This is a genomic window from Pseudomonas sp. HN2-3 (genome assembly GCF_020691745.1).
Classification (GTDB): Bacteria; Pseudomonadota; Gammaproteobacteria; order Pseudomonadales; family Pseudomonadaceae; genus Aquipseudomonas; species Aquipseudomonas capeferrum.
Map to the genome: position 1 here is coordinate 395010 of NZ_CP085704.1, position 15501 is coordinate 410510.

Sequence of the window (15501 nt, forward strand, 5' to 3'; positions counted from 1 at the left end):
GACTAAGCATGAGAATACTGATCATTGGCCCCAGCTGGGTCGGCGACATGGTAATGGCGCAGACCCTGTTCCAGTGCCTGAAACAGCAGCACCCCGACTGCGTGATCGACGTGCTGGCGCCCGAGTGGAGCCGGCCGATCCTCGAACGCATGCCCGAAGTGCGTCAGGCCTTGAGCTTCCCGCTCGGCCATGGCGCGCTGGAGCTGGCCACGCGGCGGCGCATCGGCAAGTCCCTGGCCGGCCAGTACGACCAGGCGATCCTGCTGCCCAACTCGCTGAAATCGGCGTTGGTACCGTTTTTTGCCGGTATCCCCAAACGCACCGGCTGGCGCGGCGAGATGCGTTTCGGCCTGCTCAACGACGTGCGCAAGCTGGACAAGGCGCGCTACCCGCTGATGATCGAGCGCTTCATGGCCCTGGCCTATGCGCCGGGTGCCGAGCTGCCGCAACCCTACCCGCGCCCCAGCCTGCAGATCGAGGCGCAGAGCCGCGACCTGGCCCTGGCCAAGTTCGGCCTGGCGCTGGACCGCCCGGTGCTGGCGTTGTGCCCTGGTGCTGAGTTTGGCGAGGCCAAGCGCTGGCCGGCCGAGCACTACGCCGCCGTGGCCGATGCCATGATCCGCCAGGGCTGGCAGGTGTGGCTGTTCGGCTCGAAAAGCGATCACCCGGTCGGTGAGCAGATCCGCGACCGGCTGATCCCGGGGCTGCGTGAAGAATCGTACAACCTGGCGGGTGAAACCTCGCTGGCCGAGGCCATCGACTTGATGTCCTGCGCCGATTCGGTGGTGTCCAACGACTCTGGGCTGATGCACGTGGCTGCCGCGCTGAACCGCCCGCTGGTCGCCGTCTATGGCTCGACCTCGCCGGGCTTCACGCCGCCGCTGGCCGAGCACGTCGAAGTGGTGCGCACCGGCATCGAATGCAGCCCTTGTTTCGACCGTACCTGCCGCTTCGGGCACTACAACTGCCTGCGCCTGCTCGAACCGCAGCGCGTCATCGCCGCCTTGCACAGCCTGGGTGGTCCGAACCTGATCGATACCGTGGCCGAGGTCGACTAAGTGCGGGTACTGATCATCAAGACTTCGTCGCTGGGGGATGTGATCCATACCCTGCCGGCAATCACCGATGCCGCCCACGCCATACCGGGCATTCGTTTCGACTGGGTGGTGGAAGAAGGCTTTGCCGAGATCCCCAGCTGGCACCCTGCGGTCGACGAGGTGATCCCGGTGGCGATCCGGCGCTGGCGCAAGCATCTCTGGCAGACCCTGAAGAGCGGCGAGTGGAAGGCGTTCAAGCAGCGTGTTCGCGCGCGCAAGTACGACCTGGTGATCGATGCCCAGGGCCTGGTCAAATCGGCCTGGCTGACCCGATACGTCAAGGCACCGGTGGCCGGGCTGGACCGCTACTCGGCCCGCGAAGGCCTGGCCAGCCGCTTCTATGACCGGCCGCTGTCGGTCGCGGTTGGCCAGCACGCCGTGGAGCGGGTGCGTCAACTGTTCGCCATGGCCCTGGCCTATGACCTGCCGGAGGGCATCGGCAACTACGGCCTGGACCTTGATCGCCTGCAATTGCCGCCAGCCGCCCCCTACGTGGTATTCCTGCACGGCACCACCTGGGCCACCAAGCATTGGCCCGAGGCCTACTGGCGCGAGCTGGCCGAGCGCATGGGCCGGCGCAAGCTGCAAGTGCGCCTGCCCTGGGGCAACCCGGCCGAGAAGGCGCGCGCCGAGCGTATCGCCCAGGGCTTGAACAACTGCCAGGTGCTGCCCAAATTGAACCTTGTCGGCGTCGCCCGCGTGCTGGCTGCGGCCAAGGCCTGCGTGGCCGTGGACACCGGCCTGGGCCATCTGGCCGCAGCGCTGGACGTGCCGACCATTTCGCTGTTTGGCCCGACCAACCCTGGCCTGACCGGCGCCTATGGCCGCGCCCAGGTTCACCAGGCCAGCGATTTCCCCTGCGCGCCCTGCCTGCAGAAGAAGTGCACCTACAAACCGAGCGCCGATGACCTGCGCCGGTTCGATCTCAAACGCGAGTGGCCACTGTGCTTCACTCGCCTGAATCCCGAGCATGTGGCGAGCCGCTTGAGCGCGTTGCTGCTGGCTGAGGATGTTCGTTAATGCAACTGGCTTTCGTGCTTTACAAATATTTCCCCTTCGGCGGGCTGCAGCGCGACTTCATGCGCATTGCCCTGGAATGCCAGAAGCGCGGCCATCAGATTCGCGTGTACACGCTGATCTGGGAAGGTGATATTCCGCCGGGCTTCGAAGTGCTGGTGGCGCCGGTCAAGGCGCTGTTCAACCACCGGCGCAACGAGAAGCTCAGCGCCTGGATGGCCGCCGACCTTGCCAAGCGCCCGGTCGACCGCCTGATCGGCTTCAACAAGATGCCGGGGCTGGACGTGTACTACGCCGCCGACGGCTGCTTCGAAGACAAGGCCCAGACCCTGCGCGGCGGCCTGTACAAGCGCTGGGGCCGCTACCGGCACTTTGCCGCGTACGAGCGGGCGGTGTTCGCCAAGGATGCGAAAACCGAGGTGCTGATGATCTCCGAGGTGCAGCAGCCGCTGTTCGTCAAACATTACGGCACCCCGGCAGAACGCTTCCACCTGCTGCCGCCGGGCATTTCCCCGGATCGCCGCGCGCCGGCCAATGCCGCCGAGATCCGCGCCGGGTTCCGCAAGGAATTCAACCTGGCGGACGATGACCTGCTGCTGGTGCAGATTGGTTCGGGGTTCAAGACCAAGGGCGTCGACCGCAGCCTCAAGGCCCTGGCCGCACTGCCGTCGGCGTTGCGCAAGCGCACCCGCCTGATGGTCATCGGCCAGGACGACCCCAAGGTGTTCCAGCTGCAAAGCGCCACCCTCGGCTTGGGCGACCAGGTGCAGTTCCTCAAGGGGCGTAGCGACATCCCGCGCTTCCTGCTGGGCGCCGACCTGCTGATTCACCCAGCCTACAACGAAAACACCGGCACCGTGCTGCTCGAAGCCCTGGTGGCAGGCCTGCCGGTGCTGGTGTCCAAGGTGTGTGGCTACGCCCACTACATTGCCGAGGCCGACTGCGGCCTGGTCCTGGACGAGCCGTTCGAGCAGGAACAACTCAATGGCTACCTGCAACGCATGCTCGAAGACCCGCAGGCGCGCGCCGACTGGTCGCGCAATGGCCTGGCCTTTGCCGATACGGCCGACCTGTACAGCATGCCGCAGCATGCTGCCGACGTGATCCTGGGGCAGACCGCATGAAGCTGATACTGGCCGAACCCTTCAAGCGCCTGTGGGCCGGGCGTGATGCCTTCGAGGCCGTGGAAGCGCTGCAAGGCGAGGTATACCGCGAGCTGGAAGGCCGCCGCACTCTGCGCACCGAGGTCGAGGGCGAAGGCTTTTTCGTCAAGATCCACCGGGGCATCGGTTGGGGCGAGATTTTCAAGAACCTGTTCAGCGCCAAGCTGCCGGTGCTCGGTGCCGGCCAGGAATGGCGAGCCATCCAGCGTCTGCACGAGGTCGGTGTGCCGACCATGACCGCAGTCGCCTATGGCGAGCGCGGCAGCAACCCGGCCACCCAGCACTCGTTCATCGTCACCGAAGAGCTGGCGCCGACCATCAGCCTGGAAGACTTCAGCATCGATTGGGTCAGGCAGGCGCCCGAGCCACGCCTCAAGCGTGCGCTGATCGCCGAAGTGGCGAAGATGACCGGTGGCATGCACCGCGCCGGGGTCAACCACCGCGACTGCTACATCTGCCACTTCCTGCTGCACACCGACCGCCCGGTGACGGCAGACGACTTCAAGCTGTCGGTCATCGACCTGCACCGTGCCCAGACGCGGGCGAGCATCAGCCGCCGCTGGCGTGACAAGGACCTGGCCGCGCTGTATTTCTCGGCGCTGGACATCGGCCTGACCCGTCGCGACAAATTGCGTTTTCTGCGTGGCTACTTCCAGCGCCCGCTGCGCCAGGTGCTTGCCGAAGAGGCCGCGCTGCTCGCCTGGCTGGAACGCAAGGCGCAGAAACTCTATGACCGCAAGCAACGTTATGGGGATGCACTCTGATGTCGGGTTGGACACTGGCGCCCGGCTACGAACACCTGGCGGCGGATTTCGGCAGCATTGATGCCGTCTTTGCCATCCAGGGCGAACGCCTGACCCGCGACCCGCTCAGCGAGGTGGTGCGCATCGAGCGTGACGGCGTCAATTACTACGTCAAGCGTTACACCGGCGCCGGCAAGCACATGCGCCGTTACCTCGGCAGGCCGCGCATCAAGGCCGAATGGCAGAACCTCAAGCAGTTCGCCAAGTGGGGCATCCCCACCGCCGAAGTGGTCGCCTGGGGCCTGGAACGCAAGGGCCTGGCGTTTGGCCGGGGGGCGATGATCACCCGTGAACTGCCGCGCACCGAAGACTTGTCGGCGCTGGCCGAGCGCAATGATGCACGCCTGGCTGACCGGGCCTGGGTCGAGCATGTCAGCCAACAGCTGGCGCGCCACACTCGGGTCATGCACGAGCACCGTTTCGCCCACAACGACCTGAAGTGGCGCAACTTGCTGGTCGACGACCAGGGCACGCTATTCTTCATCGACTGCCCGACCGGCGACTTCTGGCGCGGTTTCATGTGGCGGCACCGGATGATCAAAGACCTGGCGTGCCTGGACAAGGTCGCCAAATACCACCTGTCGGCGACCCAGCGCCTGCGTTTCTACCTGCAATACCGCGGTCGCGACCGGCTCAATGCCCGCGACAAGAAGCGGATCCGCCAGGTGCTGAGCTTTTTCGAGGGAAGGGAATGACCGATTACCTGGCCAGCGCAGACCTCGCGCTGCTCAAACGCCACGGCTTGAACGACTTCGAGGCGCTGTGGGCGCTGCAGCTCGATGCCGTGGACGAGCCCAACACCGGGCGCGGGGGCTGGAGCAGCGTGTTCCGCCTGGAGCTCGAAGGCAAAGGCTACTACCTCAAGCGCCAGAGCGACTACCTCACCCGCACCCTGCACAGGCCCTTCGGCGAACCGACCTTCGCCCGCGAATTCCGCAATATCAGCCGTTACCAGAAGCTGCACATCCCGGCTTTGCAGGCGGTGTTCTATGGCGAGCGCAAGCAGGCCGGCCAGCACCGGGCAATCCTCATGACCCGGGCGCTGGACGAATGGGCCGACCTGGACAGCCTGTTGGCCCAGTGGCCGCAGTTGGGCGACGCCGAACGCAAAGGCATCCTTGAAGCCTGCGGCCAGTTGGCGCGCACGCTGCACAGCGCCGGGCAGGTACATGGCTGCTTCTACCCCAAGCATATTTTCTTGCGCCAGCGCCGCGAGGGCTGGGACGCGCAACTGATCGACCTGGAAAAGACCCGCCCGCTGCTGTTCGGCATGCGTGACCGGCTCAAGGACCTGGAGCCGTTGCTGCGCCGTGCCAGTGCCTGGAGTGAGGCGGATGTGCGTCAGTTGCTGGCGGCCTACCTGGCGCAGCCGGCGGACAGCGCCCTGGTCGACAACTGGCTGCAACGGCTGACGCAACGCCGTCGTGAAAAAGAGGCCCGCTGATGCGTTTGTCTGAACTGAAAGCTGCCGGGCGCACCCCGGCATTGCCCTTGAGTATCACCCTGGCCGATGCCGCCGGTAGCGCCGACCTGCAATTGTTCAGCCTGCTGCGCGTACTGCCCGGCCAGCGCTATGTCGGTGCCGGTGTCTGGCGTGGCACGCCGGTGCTGGCCAAGCTGCTGGTGGGGGGCAACGCTGCGCGGCATTTCCAGCGCGAGTTGCAGGGCGTGAAGCTGTTGGCCGAGCAAGGCCTGACCACGCCGAAGCTGTTGGCCGATGGCTTGAAGGAAGGCGAGGGCGGCTGGCTGTTGTTCGAGTTTCTCGATGGCGCAGAAAGCCTGGCCGATGCCTGGGCCGCCGTTGAGCACCTGCCGGTACTGGCCGACGAACAGCACCTGGTGCTGGGCGAAGCGCTGACCGCGGTGGCGCAGATGCACGCCAAGGGCCTGTGGCAGGAAGACCTGCACCTGGACAACCTGCTGCGCCACGGCGCCAAGCTGTACCTGATCGATGGCGCGGGCATCAAGGCCGAGACGCCGGGCCAGCAGTTGTCGCGTCCGCGTGTGCTGGAAAACCTCGGGGTGTTCTTCGCCCAGTTGCCCAAGCGTCTGGAGCCCTTCATCGAAGAGCTGCTGGTGCATTACCTGCTGGCCAATGCCGAGCACGCGTTGCCGATGGAAGCGCTGCAAAAGCAGATCGACAAGGTGCGCAACTGGCGCCAGAAGGACTACCTGGAAAAGGCCGGCCGCGAGTGCACACTGTTCAGTGTCGAGCGCAGCCTTTCGGGCCTGCGGGCGATCCGCCGTGGTGAAGTCGAAGCGATGCTGCCGGTGCTGGCGCAGGCTGATGCGCTGATCGACAACGGCCACCTGTACAAGACCGGTGGCGCCGCCAGCGTGGCTCGCATCGACGTCGATGGCCGCCCGTTGGTGCTCAAGCGCTACAACATCAAGAACACCGCGCACTGGTTCAAGCGCTTCTGGCGCCCGAGCCGGGCCTGGCACTCGTGGATCGAAGGCCACCGCTTGGAGTTCCTCGACATCGCCACACCGCGCCCGTTGGCGGTGCTGGAGCAACGGGTGATGGGGCTGCGCAGCCGTGCGTACCTGGTCACCGAATTCGTCGATGGCCCGGACCTGACCGCGTGCTTTGCGCCCTATGTGGAAAACGGCGAGGCGCCTGAAGAGCAGGTCGATGCGTTGGTCAAGGTGATGCAGCAACTGATCCGCGAGCGCATCAGCCATGGTGATTTCAAGGGCCACAACCTGTTCTGGCACAACGGCCAATGGTCGCTGATCGACCTCGACGCCATGTGCCAGCACGCCACCGGGCTCAGCTTCGCCCCGGCCTACGCCCGTGACCGGGCGCGGCTGCTGCGCAACTGGCCGAGTAGCTGTGCCCTGCATCAGCGCCTCGACCGGTTGCTGCCACGGCTCGCCGAGTAGCCTTCGGGCAGCGCCAGCCAATCGCTGCTGCGCCCGGCCTGGCGCACACGGATGCGCCATTGTTGGTCTTGCCAGCGCAGGATCGCCCACGGCACCACGCCGGCTTGCTGGGCGTGGGGGATGAGCAGGTGGTAGCGCCCGGCGAGCAGGTGCGCGCGCAGCGGCAGTTGCCCGGCAGCGGTTTGCAGGTAGAGCTGGTCGTCTGCTCGGTACAGCCCTGCCAGCGCATCCACCGCCTCACCCGCCAGCGGCGATTGCAGGCGACAGTCGGCCAGCAACTGCGCAAGATCCGGCAGGCCGTCGTACCACAGCACCGGTGAGTCGATGACCCAGTTGCCATCGGCCAGGCGTTTGACCGGCTGCTGCAAGTAGGCATCGGGTTGCGTCGGGTCGATGACCCGCCAGCGACGGCCGTCGAACACGACCTTGTAATAACGGCCGTGGGCGTCCTGGATGTAATACAGGGTCAGCCCTTCGAATGCCGATGCTTTCTCGAAAACGCCCTCGCCGTGCACACCGTCAATGGTGTAGCGCAGGTTATCGAGTGCAGGCGTGATGCTGTAACGCGAGGGCAATGGTAATGGCGGTTGTGTCGGCATGCCACGCATCATCCGGCGCATCAGGCCGGTGCTGACCATGCTGGTGCCGGCATCGTTGGCATAGCTCAGGGCATTGTAGGTATGGGTCAGCACGCCGTCGATGTCATCTTGGCCAAAGGCATCCACCCCACCCCAGATCTCGATGGCCATGCGCCCCAGCGCAAGCGGAAGTTGCACCCGGGCAGGCAGTACCAGGCTGATCAGGTCTAGCAGGCGCCAGGCCAGGTCGGCGCCCTGCTGGAGGTCGGCTTCCCCGGTGGTACGGCTGTCGGCATCGACCTTGGCCAGCCAGGCGCGCACTTCGGCCCTGTAGCAGGCGAAAAACAGCTCGTCGTCGATCGCCGGGGTGCGCAGTGCGGGGCTCAGCCGGCCTTTGTTCAGCAGCCGCTCGATGCCTGCGGGTGCCAGCAACGGCAAGCGGCCCGCCACGTAGGCGCGCAGGGCGGGTTGTTTGCGCAGTAGGCGCATCAGTTCGCGCGCATTGCTCAGCCCCCGCCAGGCGCGGCGGTCGGGTGCGTCCGGCGTGTAGAGGATGAACGCGCCCACGCCGGCGCCCTCGGCATTGATCAGCAACACGCCTTGCAAGGTATGGCCATGGATCGTCAATTGGCGCACGGTGACGCGTTGTCCGTCCACCGGGGGGCGAAGCGCGTTATGCGGATAGTCCAGCACCTGACGCACCCAACGGTAGGCTCGCTCATCGGGGTTGCGGGCGAGATGCCCGGCATAGCGCGCCTTGGCCGCCTCGGCGCACATGCGGGCGCGGTTGACCAGGGCATGGGCGTTCAGCCGCCACCCCCCGACCGGGGAATCGATCAATTGGGTTTTCAGGTAGGCATGATAGCTGCCACCGACATTCAGGTGCCTGATCATCGCCTTGATGTAGGCCGGGTTCAGTGCCTCGGGTAATGGCTTGCCGTGACGGTGGGTTATCCGGGCGGTGAGCCAGTAGTCGTAGTCGAACCAGGCCACGTTGCGCAATGCCAGCTCGTGTAGCGGGTAGCTCTCTCTGATCAGTTCGATCATCTGGCCACCGACGTGCTGGAAGCCTCGCCAGGTAACGTAGCTTGAAGGGTGAAACGGATTCAACTGCGGGCCTGCCTGCCGGCTGTGCACGACATGGATCATGATGTCTGCGGCTGCGTAGCGCAGGCCATGATCGTGGCGCAGGCGTTCTTCGACGCGCGCGCGCGCCCAGCCCTGCAGGCTGTCCTGCTGGCGGAACTGCCCCAGGGTGAGGATGCCCGGGGCGGCGACGCGATTGCCGGCGGCCACCAGTTGTTGCATCGTCTGCATGATATGCGTAAGCCCCTGGGGCCCTGCCTTGCTCAACCAATTGGGCAGGTTTTTTTCCAGCAGCAGGCCGTAGCGGGTGTCGAGCAAGGCTTGCTTGCCGGCTTCAGCCGCCACTGAAAGGGCATTGTGCAGCGTCTCGACGGCCGGTGCCGGGGCACCCTGGGCGCTTGCCCAGGCTTGGTTGACACGCAGGCGCTGCGCTTCGATCAGGCTGTCGACCTGGGCTTGCACCGGGTCATCGGGATACCATTCGTAGCGTAGCCGGTCGGCCTTGGCGGCGTTGCCGATACGCGCGTCATCAACCAGCAGGCTTAGCAGTGGCGGGCCTTGCAGTGGGTCGTCGAGGCGCTCGCACAGCTCAAGGTGCAAGTCGGCCAGCGAGGCGTAGGCCTCGATGCCCTGGGCCAGGCCGCACAGCAAGGCCGGGCCCAGGGCCTGCTCTGGGGTGAGCTCGGCAGCCTCGTCGTTGCCGGTGACGACCACGAACATACCCGGCAGCACCGCGCGGCTGTGGGGCTGGCTACGGCTGAGGACCAGGCGGTACACCTGGGCACGCGTGGCCACCGGCTGGGGCCTCCGTTGCCAGGCGTTGGGCAGGTCGAGGCACAGGCTGAGGGCGTCGGCCTCGGGGGCGGGCAAGGTCCCGTCGGCCTGGCGCAGTGTCAGCTCGGCGTGCATCAGGGCGCGGCGCAGATCGCCGAGGCGCACCCTGCGCGAGCGGCCTTGGGTGTCGCAGGCGGCCCAGTATTCCGCCAGTTCGCCCTGCAATTGCTGTCGGCTGAGCGGTTGCCGGTCGGCGGCCGGTAATTGCGCCAGCAGGGCGATGATCTGCTGGTCGAGGAATTCGATGCGTTCCAGCGGTAGCATGTTGCGCTCCTTTCTTAAGGGAGCCGTAACGTTAGGGCCCAGGGCAAGGGCCGGAGCGGTAGCCGGTTATCGACTGCAAAGCCCGCGCAGGCTGAGGATGGCGGGCACGCCGAGGCCCAGCCAGGCCAGGGCGTCCCAGGCACCGTCACCCAGCAAGGCGGCAAACAGGCCGGCGGCTCCGAGCACGCTGATGGCGGCCGGCCAGGCGAAGATCCGCCAGGATGATCGAGAGGCGTGGCTCATGCCCGCACCTCCCGGGCTTTGCGCTGCTTGCTTAGCCACAGGTACAGGCCGCTGCCGAGCACGATGATGGTCAGCACATCCAGCACCGCCCAGAGAATCTGCATGGGGCGCCCGCCGTAGTCACCGAAGTGCAGTGGCTGGGACAGGCCCATGGCGTCCATGTACCACGGGCGTTCGCCCACTGCCGTCACGTGCAGGGTGCGCGCATCGATCAGCACGGGGGTGAGCAGGTGCGAGGTCAGGTGAGTGGCGCCCTTCATGAACACGGCGTAATGGTGCTCGCTGGAGAAGCGCGTGCCGGGGAAGGCGATGAAGTCCGGGCGCATACCGGGCGCGGCCTGCCCGGCGATGTCCAGCAGGCGGCTGGCTGGGGCGCGCTCGGTGAGCGGCGGGGCGTCACGGTAGGGCGCGACCATGGCGGCCAGGCTGTCGTTGCGCCAGGCGGCGATCACCAGATCGGACAAGGCACTGATCACCCCGGTGACGCCAACGGTCAGCGCCCAGGCCAGGGTCACCACGCCAATCAGGTTGTGCAGGTCGAGCCAGCGCAGGCGGCGGGATTTGTCGTGGCGCACCGTGGCGAAATCCAGGCGGCGCATGAACGGCGCGTAGAGCACGGTGCCAGAGATGATCGCCACGACGAACAGCACACCCATGAACGCCAGCAGCAGCTTGCCGGGCAGCCCGGCGAACATGTCGACGTGCAGGCGCAGCATGACCATCATGAAGCCGCCGTTGGCGGCGGGCATGGCGACAGCTTCGCCGGTGCGGGCGTCGAGCATGAAGGTGTGTGACGAATTGGGCTCGCTGCCTGCGGTGGCGGCGGTGATCGCCACCACGCCGTTGCGTTCGTCCTCGTCGTAGCCGAAGTACTGCATCACTTCGCCGGGGCGATGCTGCTCGGCCTTGAGTACCAGTTGCTGCAGGTCGAGGTGCGGGGTGCCTGCGGGCATCTCGCGCAGCTCGGGGGCATCGCCGAGCAGATGCTCCAGCTCGTGGTGGAAGATCAGCGGCAGGCCGGTCAGCGCCAGCAACAGCAGGAACAAGGTGCAGACCAGGCTGCTCCAGGTGTGGATCGCGGACCAGCGGCGGATGGTTGAGCTTTTCATTTCATTTTCTTTCTCGACGTTCAAAAAGACCAAAGCCGCCCCTGGGGGGCGGCTTGGTCGGCGAGCTTGTCGTCAGGTCATCACCATTTGTAAGTGGCGCTGGCGACCACGCTGCGCTCATCGCCGTAGTAGCAGTAGTAGCTGTCACACGTGGAAATGTAGTCTTTGTTGAACACGTTGGTGGCGTTGACCGCCACCGAGGCACCCTTCAGGCTGTTGTCCAGGCGCCCCAGATCGTAGTGCACGGAGGCATCGAACACGGTGTAGGCGTTGGCCTTGCCCAGGTAGGTATTGGCCTGGTCGCCGTAGGTGTTGCCGGTGTAGCGCGCGCCACCGCCGATGCCGAAGCCGTCGAGTACGCCGGTGTGCCAGGTGTAGTCGGCCCACAGCGAGGCTTGCTGGTTGGGTATCAACTGCAGGCGGTTGCCTTTGTACAGGCCGTCCTGCACTTCGGATTTGGCCAGGGTGTAGGCGGCAACCACCTTCAGGTTTTCGGTAACGTCGGCAACCGCTTCGAGCTCCAGCCCGCGCACCTTCACTTCGCCGGTCTGGCTGGTGAAGGTAATGCCACCGATGTTGTTGGTGACAGAGACGTTTTTCTGCGTCAGGTCATACACGGCGGCCGACAGCAGGGTGCTGGAGCCCGGCGGCTGATATTTGATGCCCAGTTCCCACTGCTCGCCTTCGGTCGGCTTGAACGACTCCGTTGCCGAGACACTGGCATTGCTGGACGGCTGGAACGACTCGGCATAGGAAAGGTACGGCACGAAGCCAGAGTCGAACACGTAGCTGATTGCCGCGTTGCCGCTGAACTTCTTGTCACGCTCGGTACTGGTGGCATCGCCCTGGTTGAAGAACTTGGTGCCGGTGTGCACCCAGTCTTCACGCCCGCCCAAGGTCAGGCGCCAGTTGCCCAGCGCCATCTGGTCCTGGACGTACACGCCGGTCTGGCGGGTCTTCTGGTTGTAGTCGTAAAACGCCGTGGAGCGATCCGGGCGTGTGATCGGCAGCCCGTAGACCGGGTTGATGACGTTGCTGTTCGGTACGTTGAAGCCGAAGATCGACAGGTAGTTGGTGTTGACGCGCTGGTGGTCCAGGCCCATCAGCAGGGTGTGGCTGATGTCCCCGGTGCTGAAGTCAGCCTGGAAGTTGTTGTCCACTGCGAACTGGCTGATGTCTTCGTCGGTGTTGGTGGACATGCGGCTGACGGTGCCATCGTCCTGCACGGGGCCACCGGGCTGGTAGTAGCTGCCGGGGGTGATGGTCTGGAACGCCAGGTCGGTCTTGGTGTAACGCAGGTTCTGGCGGAACTGCCAGACATCGTTGATGCGGTGTTCGAAGGCATAGCCCAGCGCGTAGTAGGTACGGTCGTAGAACTCGTAGTCCGGGTCACCCAGGTTCTTATGGTGCGAGATCTTGCCGAATGGCATGTCGATCTTGGTGCCCTGGATGGGCCGGAACTGGCTGGTGGCGCCGGTATCGTCGCGGGTGAACTGGGTCAGAAGGGTCAGCGAGGTGTCTTCGTCGATGTTCCAGGTAAGGCTTGGGGCGATGTTGTAGCGCTTGTCGTCGATGTGGTCGATCTGCGTGCCGCCATCGCGAATCACGCCACTGACGCTGTACAGGAACTGGCCCTGGTCATCGATTTTGCCGGTGCTGGCGAAATTGATCTGGCGGTGGTTGTCGCTGCCGTACTGCACTTCGATTTCGTGGCTGCTTTCGGCCTGTGGGCGGCGGCTGACCATGTCCAGCAGGCCACCCGGTGGGGTCTGGCCATAGAGCGAGGAGGCCGGGCCGCGCAGCAGCGCGAGGCGGTCCAGGTTCCAGGTTTCGGCTTTCGGGTTGGCGTATACGCCACGCGGCAGTGGCAGGCCATCGAGGAACTGGGTCGGCTCGAAGCCGCGCACGCGCATCCAGTCATAGCGGGTGTCGCTGCCGAAACTGGCAGAGACGATGCCGGGCATATAGCGCACTGCATCATCCAGGCTGTGCACGCCGCGGTCGGCCATTTGCTGGCGCGTGGCGACGGAAATGGAGCGGGGTATTTCGACCAGTGCGGTATCGGTCTTGGTGCCGGCGGCGCTGCGCTTGGCGAGGTAGCCCTCTACCGGGCCCCACGCGCTTTCGCTGATGCTGGCGGCATTCACGGTGATTTCTGGCAGCGCCAGGGTGCCATCCGGGACGGCCACCAGGCTGTAGCTGCCGACGCTGCTCTGCTGCAACTGCAACCCGCTGCCGCGCAGGGCGGCCTGCAGGGCGCCGATGCCGTCGTACTGGCCGGTGACGGGCGCCGAAGTGCGGCCGCTGACCAGTGCTGGGTCGATGGCCAGGGCGATGCCCGATTGGCTGGCGATCTGGTTGAGGGTGCTGGCCAGGGGGGCGCTGGGCAGGTCGTAGGCGCGCAGGGCGGATTGCTCGGCGGCGAACAGGGCAGGGCTGGCCAACGGCGCAGCCAGGCCAATGGCCAGGGCCATCAGGCTGGGGCGCAGGATACGATCGACAGTACGGGACATGCAGCGGCTCCTCGACGGATAAGTGCTTACTGCTTCCTTGCCGAGCGAGATTTTAAAAGTGACAGGGGGGTGTCATGAAAAAAGCGAGATTTTTTGCAGGCGCAGCCACAGGCCGCTACTACTGGGGCTGAACCGTTACCCACCACGGGGTATGCCGCTCTATCTTCACCGGCAGTGCCGGCACCAGCGATGCCAGGGCCAGGTCGATGTCGGTCAGCGGGAAGCTGCCGGTAACACGCAGGTCGGCGACCTCGTCTGCCACCCCGAGGTGGCCGCTGCGGTACTTGCCGAGGGCAGCGACCAAGTCAGCCAGGCGTACGTTGTCCACCACCAGCATGCCGCGGGTCCAGGCATCGGCACCGACGTCGACCGTGCCGACCTGGCCGAGGCCGTTGGCATCCATGAGCACCTGCTGGCCTTCGCGCAATACCTGTTCGTCCCCACTGTTCAGCGGCATGGCCGCGACCGAGGCCTGCAGCACCTCCAGGCGTGTTCCGTTGGCCTCACGGCGCACCAGGAAGCGCGTGCCCAGCGGGCGCAGGCGGCCGTCGTCGGTGCGTACCAGCAACGGGCGTGGGTCTTGGTGGCCGGTCTCGACCGAGATTTCACCCTGGTGCAGCACGATCACCCGTTGCGCGCCTGCGTAGTCGATGTCCACTGCTGTGTGGGTGTTCAGGCTCAGCAAGGTGCCGTCTTCCAGGCGCAGGGTGCGCAGCTCGCCGGTGGCGGTGCGTTGGTCGGCCAGCCAGTAGTGCGCTGACAGCGACGGGGCGCCGACCCAAGCCAGCAACGAACCCAGCAGGAACATGCCCGCCAGGCCACCGCCCACCTTGCCGATGCGCCGGCGCAAGCCGGCACGCGATTGCAGCAGCGCCTGGCGCGCGGGCCCGGCAGCGGCGTTGACGCGCTGGTCAAGGCAACCCAGCTGGCGCCAGGCGCGGGCATGCTCTTCGCTGGCAGCGTGCCAGCGCATGAACTCACTGCGTTCATCTGGCGTGCCGCTGCCCTGGTCCAGGCTCAGCTTCCAGGCAATGGCTGCATCCAGCACCCGCGACGAGACCGGTGAACCGTTCACGTCGGCTCCCCGTACAAGGCCACATAGCACTGGCGCATGCCCTGGGCGATGTACTGGCGTACCCGCGAGACCGAAACACCAAGGCGCTCGGCGATTTCGGCGTGGCCCATGCCGTCCAGGCGGTTGTGCAGGAAGGCCGCACGGGCCTTGCTCGACAGCTTGCCAAGCAGGCGGTCGATGGCCTTGAGGTCTTCGAGAATCAGGTGCTGGATTTCGGGAGAGGGCTGTTCGGCTTCCGGCAGGTGGGCGAGTTCGGCCAGGTAGGCCTGCTCCAGTGCGGCGCGGCGGAAGTGGTCGAACAGCAGCCCCTTGGCCACGGCGGCCAGAAAGGCGCGCGGCTCGCGGGGCGTGTCCAGTTGCTCGCGGCCGAGCAGGCGCACGAAGGTGTCCTGGCTCAGGTCTTCGGCACGTTGGCGGCAGGCCATGCTGCGTTGCAGCCAGGCGAGCAGCCAACTGCGGTGATCGCGGTAAAGCGCACCGACCAGCTCGGCGTGTGGGCTGTGTGCAGAAGACAAGCAGCGTCCCCCCGGAACGAATGCATTAACTAACGATAATTATTCGCGATTGTTGCAGAGGCGGGGGGCGCGGCGCAATGGACGCTTATCGGATTGCCACTATGCGGGGCTTCCAGGCGCATGGTCTGGATGATTCAGCGCCTATCAGATCGAGCGCCGCCCGCGCGGCGCATCGCGGGGCAAGCCCGCTCCCACATCTGTTTCGGGCCAGTTATTCCTGAGGCATTGGCGCGCGGCCCCTTGGCGCCCGCCTCGATATCGAATCGGACCAACAAGGCGGTCACGCCCCTAAGGTACTGGCCTCACTGGCCCGAAATA

13 protein-coding genes are annotated in these 15501 nt (G+C 65.7%); 7 read left to right on the plus strand and 6 right to left on the minus strand.

Going from position 1 to position 15501, the window contains the following annotated elements; all coding sequences use genetic code 11:
* Window positions 1-8: 8 nt before the first annotated feature.
* The 7 genes from waaF to LJX93_RS01745 are packed head-to-tail and all read left to right on the plus strand — an operon-like array spanning window position 9 to window position 6966.
* Window positions 9-1058 carry a lipopolysaccharide heptosyltransferase II gene (waaF, locus tag LJX93_RS01715; RefSeq protein ID WP_033703117.1) on the plus strand — a complete coding sequence of 350 codons (1050 nt, stop codon included), beginning with the start codon at window positions 9-11 and terminating at the stop codon, window positions 1056-1058.
* Window positions 1059-2117: a lipopolysaccharide heptosyltransferase I gene (gene waaC / locus LJX93_RS01720; protein WP_033703116.1), complete on the plus strand. Its 1059-nt coding sequence runs from the start codon at window positions 1059-1061 to the stop codon at window positions 2115-2117. It abuts the gene before it with no gap.
* Window positions 2117-3238, plus strand: coding sequence for a glycosyltransferase family 4 protein (locus LJX93_RS01725; RefSeq protein ID WP_095065449.1), 1122 nt, complete (start codon window positions 2117-2119; stop codon window positions 3236-3238). Before waaC ends, LJX93_RS01725 begins: the two co-directional genes overlap by 1 nt.
* Window positions 3235-4041 carry a lipopolysaccharide core heptose(I) kinase RfaP gene (rfaP, locus tag LJX93_RS01730; RefSeq protein ID WP_186658562.1) on the plus strand — a complete coding sequence of 269 codons (807 nt, stop codon included), beginning with the start codon at window positions 3235-3237 and terminating at the stop codon, window positions 4039-4041. The genes LJX93_RS01725 and rfaP overlap by 4 nt, the downstream gene beginning before the upstream one ends.
* Entirely contained in the window at window positions 4041-4775 is a 735-nt protein-coding gene (locus LJX93_RS01735) for a lipopolysaccharide kinase InaA family protein (RefSeq protein ID WP_227696694.1), read from the plus strand. Before rfaP ends, LJX93_RS01735 begins: the two co-directional genes overlap by 1 nt.
* Window positions 4772-5524 carry a lipopolysaccharide kinase InaA family protein gene (locus tag LJX93_RS01740; RefSeq protein ID WP_047583687.1) on the plus strand — a complete coding sequence of 251 codons (753 nt, stop codon included), beginning with the start codon at window positions 4772-4774 and terminating at the stop codon, window positions 5522-5524. Before LJX93_RS01735 ends, LJX93_RS01740 begins: the two co-directional genes overlap by 4 nt.
* A complete protein-coding gene (locus tag LJX93_RS01745; RefSeq protein ID WP_033703111.1) occupies window positions 5524-6966 on the plus strand; it encodes a lipopolysaccharide kinase InaA family protein in 1443 nt (480 codons plus the stop codon). The genes LJX93_RS01740 and LJX93_RS01745 overlap by 1 nt, the downstream gene beginning before the upstream one ends.
* Here the strand turns inward: LJX93_RS01745 and LJX93_RS01750 are convergent.
* From LJX93_RS01750 to LJX93_RS01775, 6 genes are all read right to left on the minus strand, one after another.
* A complete protein-coding gene (locus LJX93_RS01750) occupies window positions 6927-9728 on the minus strand; it encodes a dermonecrotic toxin domain-containing protein (protein WP_047583688.1) in 2802 nt (933 codons plus the stop codon). The two genes, LJX93_RS01745 and LJX93_RS01750, sit on opposite strands and share 40 nt — an antisense overlap.
* A gap of 66 nt (window positions 9729-9794) precedes the next feature.
* Window positions 9795-9971: a hypothetical protein gene (locus LJX93_RS01755; protein WP_077068766.1), complete on the minus strand. Its 177-nt coding sequence runs from the start codon at window positions 9969-9971 to the stop codon at window positions 9795-9797.
* Window positions 9968-11080 carry a PepSY-associated TM helix domain-containing protein gene (locus LJX93_RS01760; RefSeq protein ID WP_227696695.1) on the minus strand — a complete coding sequence of 371 codons (1113 nt, stop codon included), beginning with the start codon at window positions 11078-11080 and terminating at the stop codon, window positions 9968-9970. The genes LJX93_RS01755 and LJX93_RS01760 overlap by 4 nt, the downstream gene beginning before the upstream one ends.
* 80 nt (window positions 11081-11160) lie before the next feature.
* Window positions 11161-13593, minus strand: a complete 2433-nt coding sequence (locus tag LJX93_RS01765) for a TonB-dependent siderophore receptor (protein WP_227696696.1) — start codon at window positions 13591-13593, stop codon at window positions 11161-11163.
* Between the two features lie 118 nt (window positions 13594-13711).
* Complete coding sequence (locus tag LJX93_RS01770) at window positions 13712-14668, minus strand: FecR domain-containing protein (protein WP_033703106.1); 957 nt, start codon at window positions 14666-14668, stop codon at window positions 13712-13714.
* Window positions 14665-15183, minus strand: coding sequence for an RNA polymerase sigma factor (locus LJX93_RS01775; protein ID WP_047583689.1), 519 nt, complete (start codon window positions 15181-15183; stop codon window positions 14665-14667). Before LJX93_RS01775 ends, LJX93_RS01770 begins: the two co-directional genes overlap by 4 nt.
* Window positions 15184-15501 lie beyond the last annotated feature (318 nt).